Origin of the sequence: Streptomyces sp. NPDC088147 (assembly GCF_044741565.1) — a bacterium.
Lineage (GTDB): Bacteria > Actinomycetota > Actinomycetes > Streptomycetales > Streptomycetaceae > Streptomyces.
This window is the reverse complement of the sequence record NZ_JBIUSY010000008.1, coordinates 337,972-355,520: the sequence shown is the minus strand read 5'-3', so window position 1 is coordinate 355,520 and position 17,549 is coordinate 337,972. Positions and strand designations below refer to the sequence as shown.

The 17,549-nt window shown below is 71.3% G+C and carries 18 protein-coding genes; 11 read left to right on the top strand and 7 right to left on the bottom strand.

The genetic code is table 11. The annotated features are described in order from the left end of the window. The first annotated feature begins 61 nt into the window (after positions 1–61). The 3 genes from ACIOGX_RS27820 (at position 62) to ACIOGX_RS27810 (ending at position 2,394) form a co-directional block, all read left to right on the top strand. Positions 62–715 carry a hemerythrin domain-containing protein gene (locus ACIOGX_RS27820; protein ID WP_401917246.1) on the top strand — a complete coding sequence of 218 codons (654 nt, stop codon included), beginning with the start codon at positions 62–64 and terminating at the stop codon, positions 713–715. A 27-nt stretch (positions 716–742) separates the two neighbouring features. Then, positions 743–1,264 carry an anthrone oxygenase family protein gene (locus tag ACIOGX_RS27815; protein ID WP_356518509.1) on the top strand — a complete coding sequence of 174 codons (522 nt, stop codon included), beginning with the start codon at positions 743–745 and terminating at the stop codon, positions 1,262–1,264. 140 nt (positions 1,265–1,404) lie between these two features. Further along, positions 1,405–2,394 carry an AraC family transcriptional regulator gene (locus ACIOGX_RS27810; RefSeq protein ID WP_356518510.1) on the top strand — a complete coding sequence of 330 codons (990 nt, stop codon included), beginning with the start codon at positions 1,405–1,407 and terminating at the stop codon, positions 2,392–2,394. Here ACIOGX_RS27810 and ACIOGX_RS27805 read toward each other — a convergent pair. From ACIOGX_RS27805 to ACIOGX_RS27780, 6 genes are all read right to left on the bottom strand, one after another. After that, positions 2,291–3,178 (bottom strand): 4'-phosphopantetheinyl transferase, encoded by an 888-nt coding sequence (locus ACIOGX_RS27805; protein ID WP_401917243.1) that lies wholly within the window; start codon positions 3,176–3,178, stop codon positions 2,291–2,293. The two genes, ACIOGX_RS27810 and ACIOGX_RS27805, sit on opposite strands and share 104 nt — an antisense overlap. A gap of 4 nt (positions 3,179–3,182) precedes the next feature. Next, complete coding sequence (locus ACIOGX_RS27800) at positions 3,183–4,031, bottom strand: alpha/beta fold hydrolase (protein ID WP_401917240.1); 849 nt, start codon at positions 4,029–4,031, stop codon at positions 3,183–3,185. Continuing rightward, positions 4,028–4,516 carry an SRPBCC family protein gene (locus ACIOGX_RS27795; RefSeq protein WP_356518513.1) on the bottom strand — a complete coding sequence of 163 codons (489 nt, stop codon included), beginning with the start codon at positions 4,514–4,516 and terminating at the stop codon, positions 4,028–4,030. Before ACIOGX_RS27795 ends, ACIOGX_RS27800 begins: the two co-directional genes overlap by 4 nt. Before the next feature lie 86 nt (positions 4,517–4,602). After that, entirely contained in the window at positions 4,603–6,108 is a 1,506-nt protein-coding gene (locus ACIOGX_RS27790) for an FAD-binding protein (RefSeq protein ID WP_401917237.1), read from the bottom strand. Positions 6,109–6,128: 20 nt separating this feature from the next. Further along, entirely contained in the window at positions 6,129–7,697 is a 1,569-nt protein-coding gene (locus tag ACIOGX_RS27785; protein WP_401917234.1) for a flavin-containing monooxygenase, read from the bottom strand. A 10-nt stretch (positions 7,698–7,707) separates the two neighbouring features. Then, positions 7,708–8,592 carry a class I SAM-dependent methyltransferase gene (locus ACIOGX_RS27780; RefSeq protein ID WP_356518516.1) on the bottom strand — a complete coding sequence of 295 codons (885 nt, stop codon included), beginning with the start codon at positions 8,590–8,592 and terminating at the stop codon, positions 7,708–7,710. A 189-nt stretch (positions 8,593–8,781) separates the two neighbouring features. Here ACIOGX_RS27780 and ACIOGX_RS27775 point away from each other — a divergent pair, with 189 nt between their 5' ends. Genes ACIOGX_RS27775 through ACIOGX_RS27765 form a run of 3 tightly spaced genes read left to right on the top strand, consistent with a single transcriptional unit; the run spans position 8,782 to position 10,792 of the window. Next, the gene (locus ACIOGX_RS27775; protein WP_129766293.1) at positions 8,782–9,042 is read left to right on the top strand and encodes a hypothetical protein; all 261 of its coding nucleotides are present in this window, start codon (positions 8,782–8,784) and stop codon (positions 9,040–9,042) included. A gap of 11 nt (positions 9,043–9,053) precedes the next feature. Beyond that, entirely contained in the window at positions 9,054–10,040 is a 987-nt protein-coding gene (locus ACIOGX_RS27770) for a 3-oxoacyl-ACP synthase III family protein (protein ID WP_129766292.1), read from the top strand. After that, positions 10,037–10,792, top strand: a complete 756-nt coding sequence (locus tag ACIOGX_RS27765) for a 3-oxoacyl-ACP reductase family protein (protein ID WP_356518517.1) — start codon at positions 10,037–10,039, stop codon at positions 10,790–10,792. The genes ACIOGX_RS27770 and ACIOGX_RS27765 overlap by 4 nt, the downstream gene beginning before the upstream one ends. A 75-nt stretch (positions 10,793–10,867) precedes the next feature. On the opposite strand, the gene ACIOGX_RS27760 is transcribed toward ACIOGX_RS27765, so the two are convergent. Further along, complete coding sequence (locus ACIOGX_RS27760; RefSeq protein WP_129766290.1) at positions 10,868–11,794, bottom strand: BTAD domain-containing putative transcriptional regulator; 927 nt, start codon at positions 11,792–11,794, stop codon at positions 10,868–10,870. Positions 11,795–12,186: 392 nt separating this feature from the next. Between ACIOGX_RS27760 and ACIOGX_RS27755 the strand changes: the two genes are divergently transcribed. The 5 genes from ACIOGX_RS27755 to ACIOGX_RS27735 all read left to right on the top strand — a co-directional run bounded on the left by ACIOGX_RS27755 (position 12,187) and on the right by ACIOGX_RS27735 (position 17,547). After that, positions 12,187–13,404: an aminotransferase class I/II-fold pyridoxal phosphate-dependent enzyme gene (locus ACIOGX_RS27755; RefSeq protein ID WP_356518518.1), complete on the top strand. Its 1,218-nt coding sequence runs from the start codon at positions 12,187–12,189 to the stop codon at positions 13,402–13,404. Positions 13,405–13,530: 126 nt separating this feature from the next. After that, complete coding sequence (locus tag ACIOGX_RS27750) at positions 13,531–14,781, top strand: beta-ketoacyl-[acyl-carrier-protein] synthase family protein (protein ID WP_401917228.1); 1,251 nt, start codon at positions 13,531–13,533, stop codon at positions 14,779–14,781. Further along, a complete protein-coding gene (locus ACIOGX_RS27745; RefSeq protein WP_401917225.1) occupies positions 14,778–15,698 on the top strand; it encodes a MaoC family dehydratase in 921 nt (306 codons plus the stop codon). The genes ACIOGX_RS27750 and ACIOGX_RS27745 overlap by 4 nt, the downstream gene beginning before the upstream one ends. Next, complete coding sequence (locus ACIOGX_RS27740) at positions 15,695–17,287, top strand: AMP-binding protein (RefSeq protein WP_401917222.1); 1,593 nt, start codon at positions 15,695–15,697, stop codon at positions 17,285–17,287. Before ACIOGX_RS27745 ends, ACIOGX_RS27740 begins: the two co-directional genes overlap by 4 nt. Next, positions 17,284–17,547, top strand: coding sequence for a phosphopantetheine-binding protein (locus ACIOGX_RS27735; protein WP_356518522.1), 264 nt, complete (start codon positions 17,284–17,286; stop codon positions 17,545–17,547). The genes ACIOGX_RS27740 and ACIOGX_RS27735 overlap by 4 nt, the downstream gene beginning before the upstream one ends. Positions 17,548–17,549 lie beyond the last annotated feature (2 nt).

Below are 17,549 nucleotides of genomic sequence, written 5' to 3'. Positions count from 1 at the left end.
GGACAAGCTCCGCGTACCGGTACCGCCCCGCGAACGACGCACCATCCGCGAGGAGGCGGCCATGAGTACCCCCATGTCCAGCGAGTACGGACTCGCGTCCCTGCCCGGTCACTTCCACGGGTTCGCGCTGATGCACATCGCGATGCGCCGGGACGCCCGCAGACTGCTCGCCGCCGCGCCCGCGCTGACCCCGGCCGGGCTCGGCGCCGCCGCCGCGTGGTGGCGGCAGCTGCGCGACATCATCGACTGGCACCACCACAGCGAGGACGAGGTGCTCTGGCCCGGACTGCTCAGCAGGGCACCGCGGTTCGCCGCCGAGGCACGGCGGCTCGCGGACGACCACGCGGTGCTCGACCGCGCCATGGAAGCGGTCACGACCGCACTGCGACCCGGCGGGAACCTCGCCGCCGTCGGCCCCGCGGCCACCCGCTTCGACTCCGTGCTCCGCGACCATCTGCGGGACGAGGAGACCGTCTCCTTCCCGGTCTTCGCCCAGCTCTCCCCGGGCGACTACCTCGCGGTCGAGCGGAAGGTGATCGCCAGCGCCCCGTTCACGGTCATGACGCGACTCCAGCCCTGGATGTTCGACGGCGCGGACAAACGGTCGGTGGCGCATGTCGCCGCCACCATCCCCCCGCCCGTACGGCTGATCGGCAACACGGTGCTGCGCCGACGGTACGAACGGACCCTCGCCGGAGTGACCCGCCCCCACTGACCCGCCCGACCGGATGAGGAAGTCCCGATGCAGACCGCTCCAGCAGTCGCCGGCCCCGTGCTCGCCGCCGCCACCATCGGCACCGGGCTGATGGCCGGCCTCTACTTCGCCTTCGACGTCTCGGTCATGCCGGGACTCGCCGGCGCCGACGACCGTACGTTCGTCACCGTGATGGAGAGCATCAACCAGGTCATCGACAACAGCGCCCTGTTCGGCCTGCTGTTCGTCGGGGTGTTCCTCGCCACGGGCGTCGCCGCCGTACTCCAACGACGCCTGGGCCGGCCGGAGGCCGCGCGCTGGACCAGGACCGCCTTCGGCCTCTACGCCCTCTCCGTCGCCATCACCCTGTGCGTCAACGTCCCGCTGAACAGAATGCTCGCCCGCGCCGTATCACTCGGCGGTACCCCCGACTTCGGCGTGGTACGCGGCAGATTCGAGCGGCCGTGGACCACTGCCAACGTCGTCAGGACCCTGGCCTGCACGGCGGCCCTCGGCGCGCTCGGCCGCGCCCTGGTCCTGCACCGCAGGGGAGCGGCCCAGCCGCTCTGACGGCCCCGGCCCGTCCGGGCCCACCCGAACCGCGCCCGTCCTCCTACTCGTTCCCCCGCGGGGAGGGCGGGCGCGTCCCATTCTGAGACGGATCCCAAAGAAACGGTGACCCTTCATACGCCGTCGTCTAAGGTGATGACATGGACACACTGACCGGTCTGCTCGAAGGCCCGAAGGCCCGCGGCGCGTTCCTGCTCAAGTCGGTCTTCAGCCCGCCGTGGTCCCTGCGCGTCGAGGACCGTGCACCCATATCCGTCGTCACGATGGTCCGCGGCGACGCCTGGGTGCTTCCCGACAACGGACATCCGGTCCGGCTCTGCCCCGGCGACGTCGCCGTGATGCGCGGGCCCGACGCGTACACCATCGCGGACCGGCCCGACACCCCCGTCCAGATCGTCGTCGGCCCCGAACAGCGCTGCAACACCACCGAGGGCGAGGACGTCACCGAGACGATGGCCCTGGGCGTACGCACCTGGGGCGACGACAGCCGGGCCGGCTCCTCGGTCATGCTCAGCGGTACGTACCAGGCACCCAGCGAGATCGGCCGACGGCTGCTGGCGGCGCTGCCCATACTGCTGGTCCGCCCCGCGGAAGCGGGTGACAACCCGCTGGTACGCATCCTCGCGGACGAGATCGGCAAGGACGAGATCGGCCAGGAGCTGGTCCTCGACCGGCTGCTCGACCTGCTCCTCGTCAGCGTGCTGCGCACCTGGCTCGCGGTCCCCGAGTCCGGCGCGCCCGCCTGGTACCGCGCCCAGAGCGACCCGGTGGTCGGCCCCGCGCTGCGGCTGCTGCACGAACAGCCGGGCAGGGCATGGACGGTGGCCTCGCTCGCGGACAACGTCGGCGTCTCCCGCGCGGGTCTGGCCCGGCACTTCACGACGCTCGTGGGCGAGCCGCCGATGGCGTACCTCACGGGATGGCGGCTGACCCTCGCGGCGGACCTGCTGCGCGAGCCGGACGCGACGGTGGCGACGGTGGCGCGACGGGTCGGATACAGCGGGGCGTTCGCGCTGAGTGCGGCGTTCAAGCGGGTGCGGGGGGTGAGTCCGGCGGAGTTCCGGCGGGGCGGAGGAGCGCCGGCGGAGCGGGTGGGGGCGCGGACGCGGACGGTGGTTCTGGATCGGTGAGGTGCGCCGGGGACGCGGTCGCCGGGCCGCGGTCTCGTACGGCTGGGCCGGGGCCCGGAGCGCCACCCGGCGACAACCCGCACACGGAATCCGACCCCGGCGAAGGACAACCGCACCCACGACGACCGTGGCGCACCACGCACCCGACCGCCGAGGTCACGACAAGATCCTCCCGCACCAGCCACCGCCCCGCGAACCGCAAGGTCGCCCCCCGCGGCGGGGGCGCCGACGGGTCGAGGGTCGCCGTGAACGTGCCCACCGGGGTCAGGCGGACCTCCGCCTCCGCGAAGCCCAGCCACCGCTCCGTGGCCGGGAACCACGCCTTGTAGACCGCCTCCTTCGCGGAGAACAGCAGCCGGTCCCAGCACACCTCCGGCCGCTCCGCGGCCAGCCGGTTGAGTGCCGCGCGTTCGGTGGTGGAGGCGATCAGGCCCAGTACGCCGCGCGGCAGCGGCCCCGCCGGCTCCGCGTCGATGCCCAGCGCGGCCACGTCCGCCGCTCGGGCCGCCACCGCCGCCCGGTAGCCGTCGCAGTGGGTGATGCTGCCGACCACCCCCTCCGGCCACTGGGGCGCGCCGCCCGTGCCCGGGAGCAAAGGCGCGGGTGCCAGGCCCAGTTCGGCCAGGGCGCGGCGCGCGCAGGCGCGGGCCGTGGCGAACTGTGCGCGCCTGCGCCGGCGTCGGCCCGCCATCAGCGCCGCCTCCTCGGGGAACAGCGGCGCGGGCGCCAGATCGTCGAAGGCTTCGGCCGATCTGACGCCCGGGGGGAGGATCTCCTCGATCACGGTCTCAGCGGGGACGGGCGATCAGGCCCGACACGGCGCGTACGATCTCCCCCGGCCGCTCGAGGGGGAGCGTATGACCGGCGCCCGGGAGGCGTTCGAACCGCGCGTCCGGCAGCGCCTTGGCCAGCGCTTCGCCCAGTTCCGGCTTGACGACCCGGTCCTGCTCGCCCGCGAGCACCACGGCGGGCACCTCGACGGTGGCCAGCTCCGCGCGCAGATCCATACCGCGTGACGAGGCGAAGCAGTCGGCGCGTACCCGCGGGGAAGCCGCCGCGAACATCTGCCGGTTGACTTCGAGGGCGTACGGGTCGACCCCCTTGCCCATCGTCTGGGCCAGCAGCCGCCGGCCGAGCGCCGGCCGCCGCAGGGCCCGGGAGAACAGCGCGCTGCCCATCATGCGCACCTCGCTGTCGGGGGTGTCCTGGTCGTGCGCGGCGGTGCCCAGCAGGACGAGCCCGCGCGGCCCGTGCGCGGCGTCCCTGTGGGCGGTGACGTACGAGAGGGCCGCGAAGCCGCCGCCGGAGTGCCCGACCAGGAGCGCGTCGCGGGAACCGGTCTCGCCCAGCACCGCCGCCAGGTCCGCGCCGAAGCGGCGGATGGTGATCGGCTCCTTGCCCAGGCCGGAGGCGCCGTGCCCGCGCTGGTCGTACAGCACCACTCGGTGGCCGGAGCGGATCAGCCGGTCGGCGACCGTACCCCAGACCCGGCGGCCGGCCGCCCAGCCGTGCGAGAGGACGACGGTCGTGCCGGTGGGGGCCCGCAGCGGGGCGAGGACGGTGACGGCGAGCGCGGCGCCGTCGTCCGTACGTACGGTGGTCTCCTCGGTGCGCGAGGCGGCCGTCGTGGTGCTCACCGGGTCCTCCCGGCCAGCGGCTCGGTCAGCAGCGTGTTGAGCGAGCCGAAGGCGGCCAGCGTCGCCTTCGAGTGCTCGGCGCCGATGTCGGCGACCTTGGCCAGAAGCTTCAGCCTGCCGTGCGGGCGCCCCCGGAAATGCATGCTGACGCGGGTGCGGTGGCCGTCGTCCAGTGGTTCCAGGATGAAGTCGCTCGGACCGCGGAAGGCTCCGTCGACGTACTCGACGGTCAGCCGGCGGCCCGGTACGACGGAGACCGTACGGGCGGTGAAGCGGAGCTTCAGGCCGCCCTTGTCGACGCCCTTGGTGTGGACCGTCACGCCGACCTCGCCGCCCACCACGTCGGGTGCGCCGGAGAGGGCCGCGAAGGTGTTGGCGGGCACCCACCAGCGGGCGGCACCGCGGAACTCGGCGACGAGCGCGTCCCAGACGACGTCCGCGGGGGCGTCGACCACCGCCTCGTCGATGATGTCGTAGCCGTTCATGCCAGTCTCCCTGGGTGGGGCGGCGGATGGGAAGGTCGGGAAGCGGGGCCCGGGGAAGGGCCCCGCTCCGGTGCGGCCGGGCCGGATCAGCCGAAGAAGCCCTGACCGGGCGTGAGGATGTCGGCCGGGTCGTAACGCCGCTTCGCGTTGCAGAGGTCGGAGTAGCGGTTGCCGAAGTGCCTCTTCCAGTCCGCGGGGGTCATCCGCGGGATGGCACCGACCAGATAGCGCTTGGCGCCCAGCGCCACGGCCTTGTCGTACAGCCGCCGGTTCTGCTCCAGCATGCCCGCGATGTCCGGCTCACCGGGGTGCGGGAAGCGCAGCAGGTCGAAGAGGTAGCCCACGGAGTCGTTCGGCTGCACCGCCATCGGACGCTTGAGCTTCGACGTACGGTACGGGTAGGTCAGCACGAAGCCGACGCCCAGGTCGTTCGCGGTGAGATCCGCCTCGGCGATCTGGAGGAACTGCTTCACCTTGGACGCCGGCAGGAACAGGCTCAGCCAGGGCTTGGGCTGGTCCCAGTAGTGCGCCTCCTTGTAGTACTCGACATACGCGTCGAACCGGTAGACGTAGTCGAGGAACGCCATGTCGTCGATGACGGCCTCGGAGCGGACGTGCCGCAGCCCCGCGATCAGCGGCTCCCTGGCGGGGGCGGTGCCGGTGTAGGTCGCGCCCAGCTCCATCTTGTAGCGCCAGCCCGAGTCGTCCGGCCTGCGCTGGAGTTCACCGGCCTGGACCTCGAACCGGCCCTCCGCCAGGACCTTCTCCGCGTCGGCGAGATAGGTCGCCACGTCGTTGTAGACGAGGTTGAAGACGACCACCCGCTCCTTGGGCGGGACGATCCTCACCGTGGCGCGGACGATGATCCCCACCTGGCCGCCGCCGGCCAGCGCGGCGTTGAACAGGTCGGGGCGGACGGAGGGGGACGCGGTGAGCAGCTGGCCGGCACCCGTGACGATGTCGATCGACTCGATGGTGTCGACCGCCAGGCCGTACTTGCCGACCGTGCCGCCGATGCCGCCGACGCTGATCGTGCCGCCGATCGAGAGATGCATGTAGTCGGGCATGGCCGGCGGCATCTTGCCCTTGGCCAGGGCCGCTTCGGTGAGCTGGTGCCAGGTGACACCCGCCTCGACGACGGCGGTGTTCGCACCGATGCCGACGATCTTCGACAGACCGCGCGAGTCGATCGAGATACCGCCCGGGACCGCCGCCTGGCCGTAGTTGGAGTGCGACTCGAGATCGTCACCGGTGCCGCTGCGCCCGTTCGCGGCGATCTTCAGCTTGTTGGACCGGGCGAAGTTGACCATCTTGACGATGTCGTTGATCGAGCCCGGCACCAGGACGGCCCACGGGGTGATGTCCGACACCAGGTTGCCGAAGTCCTTGCTGAACTGCACAAGGTCGGCCACCGAGGTCTTGAGTGTGCCGTCCAGCGCCGGTACGGGCGACACGGCGCCACCGCCGTGGCCGCGGCCCGCCTCGGCGGCGGTGGCCCAGGTCTGGGTGGCGACGTTCCAGCCCACGACGGTCGCCGCGGTGGCGGCCATTCCGCCCAGGACTCTTCGGCGGGACGGGGTATTCGTGCTCATCTGGTCCGTTCTCCCGTTCGTCATGCGTGATTGACGGCCGGTCGCCCGGCGCCCACGGTGGTGGCGAGCTGGTACTCGCCCAGGTCGAAGTGCTTGGTGCCGTTGCGGAACCGCCAGGTGTACGTGGGCCAGATCGAGGGGTTGCGCCCGGCGCTGTCCAGGTACCAGCTCTTGCAGCCGCCGGCGCTCCAGACCGCGCGCGCCTGGCGCTTGTCGAGCGTGGCGTTGTACGCCCGCTGTGCCTCCGGCCGTACCTCGACGCTGGACAGCCCGCGCTTGTCCATCTGCTTGAGCGCGTCCACGACATAGGCGATCTGCGACTCGATCATCACGGTCTGCGAGGAGTGGCCCAGCGTCGTGTTCGGGCCGAGCATCATGAACAGGTTGGGGAACCCGGCGATCGTGGTGCCGCGGTGCGCGGACATTCCCTCGCTCCACGCCTCCCGGAGCTGGACCCCGTCCCGGCCCCAGATGCGCCGCGCGATCGGACGGTCCGTGGCGAGGAAGCCGGTGCCCATGATGATGGTGTCCACCTCGCGCTCCCGGCCGTCCTTGGTGACGACGGACGTGGCGCGGACGTGGTCGATGGAGTCGCTGACGATGTCGACGTTGGGCTTCTGGATCGCGGGGTACCAGGTGTTCGAGAACAGCAGCCGCTTGCAGGCCACGACATAGTCGGGGGTGAGCCGCTCCCGCAGCGCCGGGTCCTCGACGCTCTTCTTGAGATGGTCCGAGGCCATCTTCTGGACCTTCTCGGCGACCTTGGGCCGGGCGAAGGCGAAGGCCAGGACTTCCCGGCCCCACATGTTGAAGTTGCGGCGGAAGCCCTGGTAGCCGGGGAAGCCGCGCAGCATCTTCGTGTGGAACGCGCTGTTGGCCTTGTCCTTCTTGGGGCCCACCCACGGAGGCGTGCGCTGGTACAGGTCGAGGTGCCCGACCTCGGGCTGGATCTTCGGCACGAACTGGATGGCCGAGGCTCCCGTACCGATCACGGCGACGCGCCTGCCGGTCAGATCGTGGTCGTGGTCCCAGCGGGCCGAGTGGAAGACCTTCCCCTCGAAGTCGGCGAGCCCCGGCAGATCGGGGACGGCCGGCTCACTGAGGTAGCCGGCGCCCGCGACCAGGACCTGGGCGGTGTACTCGCCGCCCGAGGTCTCGATGCGCCAGCACCGGGTGTGCTCGTCCCAGCGGGCCGCGATCAGCTCGTGGTTGAAGCGGATGTGCGGGCGCACCCCGAAGCGGTCGGCGCAGTCCCGCAGATACGCGTACACCTCGTCGCGCTTGGCGAACGTGCTCTTCCACTCCGGGTTGCGGGCGAAGGAGAAGGAGTAGAGATGGGCCTGGACGTCACAGGCGCACCCGGGGTAGTCGTTGTCGCGCCAGGTGCCGCCGACCTCGTCGGCCCGTTCGAAGACCAGGAAGTCGTCGATGCCCTGCTGGAGCAGCCTGATGGCCGTTCCCAGCCCGGAGAAACCGGTGCCGATGACCGCGACCCGCAGATGACGGGTGGGCCCCCGGCCGGCCGGGCGCTCCGGGTCCGTACCGCTGTTCACCCCGCCTCCGCGGGCGGGTTCGAGAATGCTCGTCACGGCGGCCTCCTCAGCCCCTGCGCGCGATGGTGACGCGGAAATTGTTGAAGAACTTGTCCTCGAGCGTGTACGCGAAGATGTCGAGGTAGCGCTCGAAGCGGGCCACGACCTCCTCGCCCTCCAGGGCGACGGCCGTCTCACGGTCCGCGGCCAGCCGCTTCAGCCAGGCGCGGCACGCCAGGGCGAAGGACTCCCGCTCGTTGACGATCTCCACGACCTCGAACTGGCCCTCGGCGGCGGCGGTCAGCTCGTGGAGATGCGGAATGTGCATCCCCTCGAACTCGGAGCGCTGGAGGAACTTCAGATCGGCGAGCAGCTCCCGGTTCATGGGCTGCGCCTCGGCCGTCATCGTGTGCAGGACGAACTTCGCGCCCGGGTTCAGCGCCTGGTACACCTGGCTGAAGAAGAAGCGGTAGCGCTTGGTGCGCTCACGCGGCGGCAGGTTGGACGAGACGAAGTGCTCCAGGGCGTTGATGCAGAACGCCGCGTCGTACTTCTCGTCCGTCGCGTGGTCCGCCCAGCTCTCCACCCGCGTGGTGATACGCGGGTTGTCCAGGCCGGCGATGAAGGCCTCCTGGGTGCGGCTCAGCGTGAGGCCGACCGCCTCCTCCACCCCGTGCACGGTGGTGAGCCGGTTGAGCATGGTGCCCCAGCCGCAGCCGATGTCCAGCACGCGGCGGGCGCCCTGGGCACCGGCCAGCGCGGCGAACGTGTCGAGCTTGCGCTCCTGGGCCTCGTCCAGTGTCGCGACGAGATCCTCGCCCTGCTCCCAGTAGCCGCCGGAGTACATCATGGTCGGGCCCAGCAGGAGCCGGTAGAAATCGTTGCTGACCTCGTAGTGGTGTCTGACCGCGTCGACCTCGGGGTCCACCGACCTGGGTGCGACCGTTGTCATCCTCGACCTCTTTCCTGATCCTGTCGCTGCGCCGCTCGTACCGACCGTGTGATGCGGTCACGAGATAACCGCGTGGCTCGCAACAGATGTGCAAGACGGCGGTGCGTCCACGGTGTTGCGTCCCGGTTGCGCGCGTCGCGCTTCCATGCCACTCGACACCGGTTGCACCGCGAGAGAGGACCGAAGCTCATGACGCTGCCCACCATCGAAGAACTGGCGAGCCAGCTGGAGGCCGTGTCGGGCGCCGAGGAGGTCGGCCCCGACGCACCGCTCCAGCACATCGCGGACGTCGACTCGCTGGACCTGATGGAGTGGCTGTACGGGTTCCAGAACCAGTACCCGCACATCCCCGCCGACGAGTCGCTGTTCGCGGACCTCGACGACACGACCACGCTGCGGCATGTGTACGAGCGGATCGTCGCGCTCGTCCCGCAGCCGGCGCAGGCGTAGCGAGAGCGCCCGTGAACGGCTTCGACATCACCGGGTGGGGCATGGCCGTACCCGAGCGCAAGGTCACCAGCGTGGAGCTCGCGGAGCGGTTCGGTGTCGACGAGAACTGGATCGTCAGCCGCTGCGGCATCCGGGAGCGCCGTGCCGTGGGGCCGGGACAGACGACCGCCTCGCTGGCTGTCGAGGCCGGCCGGCGTGCCCTGGAGAAGGCGGGCCTGACCGGTGGCGACATCGCCCATCTGATCGTCGCCACCGCCACGCCCGAGCAGCCTTCACCGGCCACGTCCGCGTTCGTCCACCACGATCTCGGCATCGCGGGCAGCGCGCACGACGTCAACTCGGAGTGCGCGGGCTTCGTCTACGGTCTGGTGTCGGCGATGGCGCTGATCGCCATCGATCCCCGGCCGATCCTGCTGATCGGCTCCGACACGCACACCCTGACGGCCAACCCCGCCGACCGCGATCTGTCGATCCTCGTCGGCGACGGGGCCGGCGCGGTCGTGCTCCAGCCGGGGCCCGAGAACCGGGTCAAGGCGTGGAACCTCGGCGCGGACGGCTCGTGCACCGGCAGTCTGAAGGTGCTGGCGGGCGGCAGCAGGATGCCGACCACCGAGGAGACGGTCCGCGAGGGGCTGCACTTCGCCAAGATCAACGGCAACGAGATCTATCTCAACGCCGTGCGCTACACGGTCCGTACGGTCCGGGAGACGCTGGAGAGCGCCAAGGTCGACGCGGCCGACATCGACCACGTCATTCCGCACCAGGCCAATATCCGCATCATCAACTCGATCCTCAGCCACACCGGTCTGCGGCCCGAGGCGCTGGTCACCAATCTGGAGCGGTACGGCAACACCGCGTCGGCGTCCATCCCGATCGCCCTCACGGAGGCGCTGGAGGACGGCCGGATCCAGCCCGGCGACCAGGTGCTGCTGGCCGGCTTCGGCGCGGGGATGACCTGGGGATCGATGCTCCTGGAGTGGGGCGGGGAGAGGAAATGAGCCGTAACAGCGAGCCGGGCACCCGTCCCGAGCGGCCGGTCGCCCTGGTCACGGGGGCGTCCGGCGGGCTCGGGCAGGCCCTGGCCCTCGAACTCGACGCGCTCGGCTGCCGGGTCGCCGTCCACTACAACAGCTCGGAGGCGCAGGCCCGCGCCGTCCGGGAGAAGCTGAGCAACGACTCGGTCGTCGTGACCGGCGACGTCGGCTCCTGGGACGCCGTCACCGCGATGTACGCCGAGATCGGTGAACGGCTCGGCCCGGTCGACGTACTCGTCAACAACGGTGCCATCCGCAAGGACGCGCTGATGGCGATGCAGTCGCCGGCGGACTGGCAGCAGGTCATCCAGACCAACCTGATCGGTTCGTTCCACACCGCGCGGGCGTCCGTCCCGTACATGCTCCGGCAGCGGTGGGGCCGGATCATCAATGTGGTGTCGCCCTCCGGACTGATCGCGACGGCGGGTCAGACGGCCTATTCCGCCTCCAAGGCGGGTCTCATCGGCTTCACCCGCACCCTGGCGGCCGAGTGCGGCAGACGCGGTGTGACCGTGAACGCGCTCTCCCCGGGGTTCATGATCACGGGTATGACCGAGAACCTGCCGGGACATGTCATCGAGGGGATGGAGGGCAAGGCCCCCATTCCGCGCTTCGTCACGGTCGAGGAAGTGGCCCGCAGCGCGGCCCTGTTCCTGGACCAGGACTGTATGACGGGGCAGGTCATCAGCATCGACAGCGGCGTCTCCATCACCTGAGACCCGCACGCGCGCACAGAGAGGCGGCCCGGCGTATTCGCGGGGCCGCCCGCGTATGTCCCCCCGCCAAGGCCCCTACGCCACACGCCACTCGGGCGCCGGGGGCGCGGGGTGGGTGAGGCAGCCGTCCGGAGTCAATAAGCAGGGCCGCGGCGGGGCGGGGCGCGGGTACGGGGCCTCGAACATGCCCATCAGCAGCGGGTCCAGCCGGGGCACGGCGCCGGTGCCCGGCTCCGGTCTTCGACGGGTGTCGGAGCCGCGCAGCAGTTCGAGATAGGCCGCCTGGCTCTCCGGGGCCGGATCGATCCCCAGCTCCTCGGCGAGCACCTCCCTGAGCTGCTGGTACGTGCGCAGCGCCTCGGCACGGTTGCCGGCCGTCCGGTGCGCCGCCATCCGGCACCGGTAGGCGCTCTCCCTGAACGGGGCGCGCCGTACCGCCTCCTCGGCGTACCGCAGCGCGTGATGCTCGTCGCCCAGCGCCGCCGAGGCCAGACTCGCCGTCTCCAGCGCGGACAGCCGCAGCTCATCGAGCCATTCCCGCACGCCGTTGACCCACTCGCCCTCGTGAGCGGGCAGGAATGACCCGCGTAGATTCGACACCGCGGCGGCGGCGAGCTGTTGCGCGACGGCGAACGAGCCGGTGGCGTACGCCTCGGCCGCCTCGGTCGCCGCCGCCTCCGCGCACTCCAGGTCGACGGCCGCGTCGTCCGGCAGCCGCAGCAGATAGCGGCCGCCCTGGGCGACCAGCGGGGTGACCCCGGGCCGCTGCTGGGGGAACGTGACGAACGTACGGACCCGGCTGACAACACTGCGCAGGGCCGAGGCCCAGGTGTCCGGCAGCCCGTCGGGCCAGACGGTGTCCGCCAGTTGATCCCGGCTGGTACCGGCGGACCGTTCGAGGATGAGCCTGGCGAACGCGACTTGAGCCTGAGCGCTGGACAGATGCTGTGGCGGAACCCCTTCGGGTTCGATCGTTACAAGGCCAGCGAGTCTGATGAGCAAGCTGTACTCCCCGGTGCGGTCGGCTCTGGGCCGGTTGCACCGACGGCGGCTGCCGCCGGCGAGGGTGTCGACATCACGCCAGGGGGCCCCGCCACAGTGGTCCTTGTGAAGGAGTTCGGGACACTCTGTGCATGCCCCCTGCACAGAAATTGGACGATATCAATCGGCCATCTCGGTGTGTCAATAGTGGCCGGGGAACATTCCCCTGGATTTCCCTGGAGACCTTCATTCCGCTTGCGGAAAGCTGTCGCTCTGTTCTTGCGTTCCCCTCTTTCCCCACTTCAGGGCCGTGTTGCGCGCGCCTTGCGCGCCTGTCGTTGAATTGCGTCGCAACTCTGAGTCCAGGTTGAGCGGACTCCGGTAATTGTCCGAAACGTGGTGAGGAGATGTACGTGAACACATCCGGGGGCTGGGAACGTCTCGCGCCGAAACTGGCCGCGACACACCGCCGCGTGCGCGCCCTGGAGTGGGAGCCCGCCCGCCGCAACAGCTTCGTGACGTACACGGTCGAGCGTGACTCCGCCTACGCCGACCTCGACGGTGAACGCCTCCTGATGATGTCGGGCTACAGCTATCTGGGCCTGGCGGGCGACGAGCGGGTGGTCGCCGCCGCCAAGGCCGCCGTCGATCTGTACGGCACCGGCAACCACGGAGTGCGGGCGCTGGCGGGTTCGATCCCGCTGCACGAGGAACTGGAGGCGGAGGTCGCCCGGTTCGCCGGCCGCCAGGAGGCGCTGGTGTTCGGCTCCGGGTACGCCGCCAACGTCGGCACGGTCGGCGCGCTGGTCGGCGCCGGGGACACCGTACTGATCGACAAGTACGACCACGCCAGCATCGTGGACGGCTGCCGGCTGAGCGGCGCCACCGTCACCCGCTTCCGGCACAACGACGTCGGCCACCTCGCCCGCAGGCTCGCCGCCGCGAGCCCGGACGGGATCCGGCTCGTCATCGTCGACAGCGTCTACTCCATGGACGGCGACATCGCGCCGCTGCCGGAGCTGCGCCGGGTGTGCGACGAACACAACGCCCTGCTGATGGTGGACGAGGCCCACGCGCTGGGTGTCATCGGCGCCACCGGCAAGGGCATCGAGGAACACTTCGAATACACCGCGAGAGTCGACGTCAAGCTGGGCACCCTCTCGAAGGCCATCCCCTCGATGGGCGGCTGGGTGGCGGGACCGAGCGAGCTGATCGGCCATCTCAAGTACGCGGCACGGCCGTTCCTCTTCTCCGCGGCCCTCGGCCCGGCCCAGTCGGGCGCGGCGCTCGAATCGCTGCGGATCCTGGACCGCGAGCCCGAGCGCGTCGGCCACATCCAGCGGGAGTCCGCGCGCTTCCGGCGGATGCTGAACGACGGCGGGATGCGCACCGGTGACAGCGAGACCGCCGTCGTCCCCGTCATCGCCGGCTCCGACGACGCCGCGTACGACTACGCCACCGCCTGCCGCGCGGCCGGCGTCATCGGACTGCCGGTGGTCACCCCGGCCGTCCCCAATGACCTGGCCCGGCTGCGGATCGCCATCACCGCGCGCCACACCAAGAGCGACATCGACTTCGCGGCGGAGGCGTTCCTCAAGGCCGCCCACGTGTGCGGGCTGATCAAGGACTGACGGGCCGACTGGCTGACGGTCAGTCAGCTCAGCTCGCGTCTTGCCCTCCGCCCTCCGCTCGCCGCTCTTCGCCTTTCGCCCTCCGCTCTTCGCCCTCCGACGTTCGTACGGGATACGGGATCCGAGATGCCAAACTCACCGAGGCACGCACCGTCACACGCGCCCGTCGCGATCACCGGCATGGGCGTCGTCACCCCGGCCGGCTGCACTCCGGACGACCTGTGGGCCGCGCTGCGCGCCGGGAAGTCCACCGCCGCCACGCTGACCCATCTCGACCTGGAACGCCACCGGGTGCGCATCGGCTGCCGGGTCCGCGGGCTCGACTCCCTCGGCCTCGTGCCCGCCAAGGACGCGCGCCGGATGGACCCGTTCGCGCTGTACGGGACGACCGCCGCCCTCGCGGCGCACCGGGACGCGGGAGCGCCCGCCGCGGACCCCAGCCGTACCGCGATCGTCGTCGGCAACGCCGTCGGCGGACGGGCGACGAGCGACCTGGAGTCCCGGCACTTCACCGAGTCGGGACCGCACCGGGTCAATCCGCTGATGCCGCTGATGACGATGCCCAACGCGGCGGCGGCCCAGATCTCGATGCGGCTCGGCTGGCAGGGCCCCGCCCTGACCATCGCCACCACCTGCGCCAGCGGAGCCGACGCCATCGGCCACGCGCTGACACTGCTCCAGACCCACCGGGCCGATGTCGTGCTGGCCGGTGGCTGCGAATCGACGCTCACCCCCGTCACCCTCGCGGGATTCGGCAACCTCAACGCCGTATCACTGCGCAACGACGACCCGGAGCACGCGTCCAGGCCGTTCGACGCCGACCGCGACGGTTTCGTGATGGGGGAGGGCGCCGGGTTCGTCGTCCTGGAACGCCTCGACGACGCGCGGGCGCGCGGCGCCCGTACGTACGCCACCGTCGCCGGTTACGCCGCCACCTCCGACGCGTACCACCTGGCCATGCCGCTGCCGGACGGCGGCGCGGCCGTCGGCGCGATGGCGGGAGCCCTCGCCGACGCGGGCCTGGGCCCCTCCGACATCGTCCATGTCAACGCGCACGGCACCTCGACCCCGCACAACGACCGAGCCGAAGCGATCGCACTGGCCAAGGTGTTCGGCACGGACGGGCCGCCGGTGACCGCGAACAAGAGCGTCATCGGCCATCTCATCGGGGCCGCGGGCGCCGTCGAACTGATCGCCACCGTGCAGGCGATGACCCGGTGCGAGGTCCCTCCCACCGCCAACCACGAACAGCTGGAGCCAGGTATGGAAATCGATGTGGTCCACGGCGCCCCGCGCGCCGTGGCGTCCGGACCTGCCCTCTCCAACTCCTTCGGTTTCGGCGGCCACAACTCCAGCCTGGTGGTGGCCCCGATATGACCACCGCCCCCGCCCCCGCGGTGACGCGCACCGTCACCGCCGAGGAGATCGCCGCCTACCGGGGCGCCGTCCGCGCCACGCTGCCCGCCGCGCGGGACCAACTCGCCTCGCCCGTGCACGCGTTCGTCCTCGCCCACACCGTCGCCGAGCACACGGTGGCGGCCCTGACCGCCGACGAACCCGGCCCCGTGTCCGTCGTCCACCTCGGCCAGGACATCCGCTGCCGGCGGCTCGTACGCCCCGGTGAACGGGTCACCGTACGGCTCGATGTGCTCGGCGCCCGCCGCGAACCGCGCGGGATCCGGGTCGCCCTGCGCTCCCGGCTGACCGGCGACGGCACGGACTCCACGGGATCCACGGGTCTCACGGACTCCACGGAAATGACGGACTCCGCGGACCCGGGTGGTACGGAGCCGTTCGCCGAACTGGTCACCAGCGCCCTGCTCGTGGGCGCGACCGCCCTCGAACCCTTCGGGGAGATCTCCGGCGGCGCCTCCGCCCCCGCGCCCGCCGGAGCCGCCGAACCCGCCACCGTCGTCCATGAACCGACGGTGGAGTGGATCCGCCGCTACGCCCGTGCTTCCGGCGACGAGAACCCGATCCATCTCGACGCCGACGCGGCCCGCGCCGCCGGCTTCGGCTCGGTCATCGCACACGGCATGAGCGTGGTGGCCCTCGCGGTCGAGGAGATCACCGACCGTTACGCGGACGGAGACGCCGGCCGGATACGAGGGATCGGCGGCCGCTTCTCGGCGCCCGTCGCGCCCGGCGAGCCGCTCCGCTTCGACCTCCAGCCGGACGCGGCCCGCCGGGTGGTGCGCTTCGGCTGCCGCACCCCCGCGGGACCCGCCGTCAAGAGCGGCTGGGTCGAACTGGCCGGGCACGCGGCAGGACCGGACGACGGGAGCCGGCCATGACGACGGACCGCCTCGGCACCGACGGCCTCGCCATGGACCGCCTCGGCACGGACGGCCTCGCCCCGGACCGCCTCGGCCTCGTGGGCGGCTTCCTCTCCCAGGTCCGCGAACGGCCCGACGCCACCGCCCTGGTGTGGAACGGCGAGGAGACCAGCTACCGCGAGCTGTACGAGCGGGCCGGACGCGAGCGCGACCGGCTGGCCCTGCTCGGGCTCACCCCCGGCGAGCCCGTCGGTATCCTGGCCACCAAATCGCCCGCGGCCATCGCGCTGGTGCTGGCCTGTCTGCTGGCGCGGCGCCCCTTCCTGCTGCCGTCGCCCGCGCTCGCCGACTCCCTGCTCGCGGATCTCTTCGCCCAGGCGGGCTGCCGACGGGTGATCACCGCCGACGGCGCGGACGCCACCGTGACACCGAACCCCGAGGTCACCGCGCAGCCGCTGGCACCCCGCGAGGCCGCCGAGGTGTCGTTCATGCTCACCACCTCCGGCTCCACCAGCCTGCCCAAGATCGTCCCCCTGGGCCGGGACGCGGTGAACCGGTTCGTCGCCTGGGCCGCCCCCGCCTTCTCGATCGGGCCCGGCGTCACCGTCCTCAACTACGCACCGCTCAACTTCGATCTCTGCCTGCTGGACATCTGGACGACCCTCGCCCACGGCGGCCGGGTGATCCTGATCGACCCGGCACTGGCCGCCCGGGGCGCGCATCTGCTCGACCTCCTCGTCCGCCATGACGTACGGGTGGTCCAGGCGGTGCCGATGTTCTACGGGCTGCTGCTCGACGCGGCCGAGCGGCGCGGAGCGACGCTCCCCGGGGTCGGGCACGTGATGTTCAGCGGCGATGTCATACCCGACCGCACCTTCGCCGCACTGCCCGGACTCTTTCCCGGGGCGCGTATCCACAACATCTACGGCTGCACCGAGACCAACGACAGCTTCGTCCATGAGGTCGACACCGGCGCCACCGAGTTCCCGCCGGTGCCGATCGGCCGCCCGCTGCCGGGAGTCGAGGCCCTGATCCTCACCCCGGAGGGCGCGGCCGTCGAGGGGCCGGGCTCCGGCGAACTGTATGTCTCCACGCCCTTCCAGGCGGCCGGCTATCTCGACCGGACCCGCCACGCGGACAAGTTCACCGGCCATCCGCTGGGACTCGACGACCGGCGCTGGTTCCGCACCGGCGATCTGGTGCGGCGCGACGCCGACGGCCGGCTCCATCTCACCGGACGCGCCGACCACCAGGTCAAGGTCCGCGGGGTCGCCGTGAACACCGCGGAGATCGAACGGGTGCTGCTCGACCACCCCGCCGTACGCGAAGCGGGAGTGGCCGCCGTACCCGACCCCATCGAAGGACGCCGGCTCGTCGCCGCCGTACAGGCCGAACCGGGCAGCGGACTCAGCTCCCTGACGTTGCGTCAGCACTGTGCGCGTCGTCTGCCGAGGGCGGCCGTACCCGCCAAGCTCCGGATCGTCGACGAGCCGCTGCCCAAGACCGCCACGGGAAAGGTCGACCGCAAGGCGCTCGACCGTCTCGACGAGCTGTCCACCGTCTCCACCGTCACGTCAGCCACAACCGTCCAGGGAAGGACGTCATGAGCCACGCCGGCACCATCAAGCAGTTCGTCATCGAGGAGTTCCTGCCGGACATCACCGCCCAGGAGCTGGCGGACGACCACGATCTGCTCTCGGACGGGGTCATCGACAGCCTCGGTGTGCTCAAGCTGATCGCCTGGGTCGAGGACCGCTTCGAGCTGCCGATCGGCGACACCGACCTGGACCCCGATAACTTCCGCAGTGTGGCGGCCATCGACGCGTTCATCGCCGGTGCGCGCCGTCCCGAGGTGGCGGGCGGCTAGCG

Bases quoted from the DNA above. Each gene is read 5' to 3' on its own strand.
- ACIOGX_RS27745 (WP_401917225.1), top strand. From the start codon at position 14,778: ATGACCACCGCCCCCGCCCCCGCGGTGACGCGCACCGTCACCGCCGAG.
- ACIOGX_RS27810 (WP_356518510.1), top strand. From the start codon at position 1,405: ATGGACACACTGACCGGTCTGCTCGAAGGCCCGAAGGCCCGCGGCGCG.
- ACIOGX_RS27795 (WP_356518513.1), bottom strand. From the start codon at position 4,516: ATGAACGGCTACGACATCATCGACGAGGCGGTGGTCGACGCCCCCGCG.
- ACIOGX_RS27775 (WP_129766293.1), top strand. From the start codon at position 8,782: ATGACGCTGCCCACCATCGAAGAACTGGCGAGCCAGCTGGAGGCCGTG.
- ACIOGX_RS27740 (WP_401917222.1), top strand. From the start codon at position 15,695: ATGACGACGGACCGCCTCGGCACCGACGGCCTCGCCATGGACCGCCTC.
- ACIOGX_RS27780 (WP_356518516.1), bottom strand. From the start codon at position 8,592: ATGACAACGGTCGCACCCAGGTCGGTGGACCCCGAGGTCGACGCGGTC.
- ACIOGX_RS27735 (WP_356518522.1), top strand. From the start codon at position 17,284: ATGAGCCACGCCGGCACCATCAAGCAGTTCGTCATCGAGGAGTTCCTG.
- ACIOGX_RS27750 (WP_401917228.1), top strand. From the start codon at position 13,531: ATGCCAAACTCACCGAGGCACGCACCGTCACACGCGCCCGTCGCGATC.
- ACIOGX_RS27820 (WP_401917246.1), top strand. From the start codon at position 62: ATGAGTACCCCCATGTCCAGCGAGTACGGACTCGCGTCCCTGCCCGGT.
- ACIOGX_RS27815 (WP_356518509.1), top strand. From the start codon at position 743: ATGCAGACCGCTCCAGCAGTCGCCGGCCCCGTGCTCGCCGCCGCCACC.
- ACIOGX_RS27765 (WP_356518517.1), top strand. From the start codon at position 10,037: ATGAGCCGTAACAGCGAGCCGGGCACCCGTCCCGAGCGGCCGGTCGCC.
- ACIOGX_RS27790 (WP_401917237.1), bottom strand. From the start codon at position 6,108: ATGAGCACGAATACCCCGTCCCGCCGAAGAGTCCTGGGCGGAATGGCC.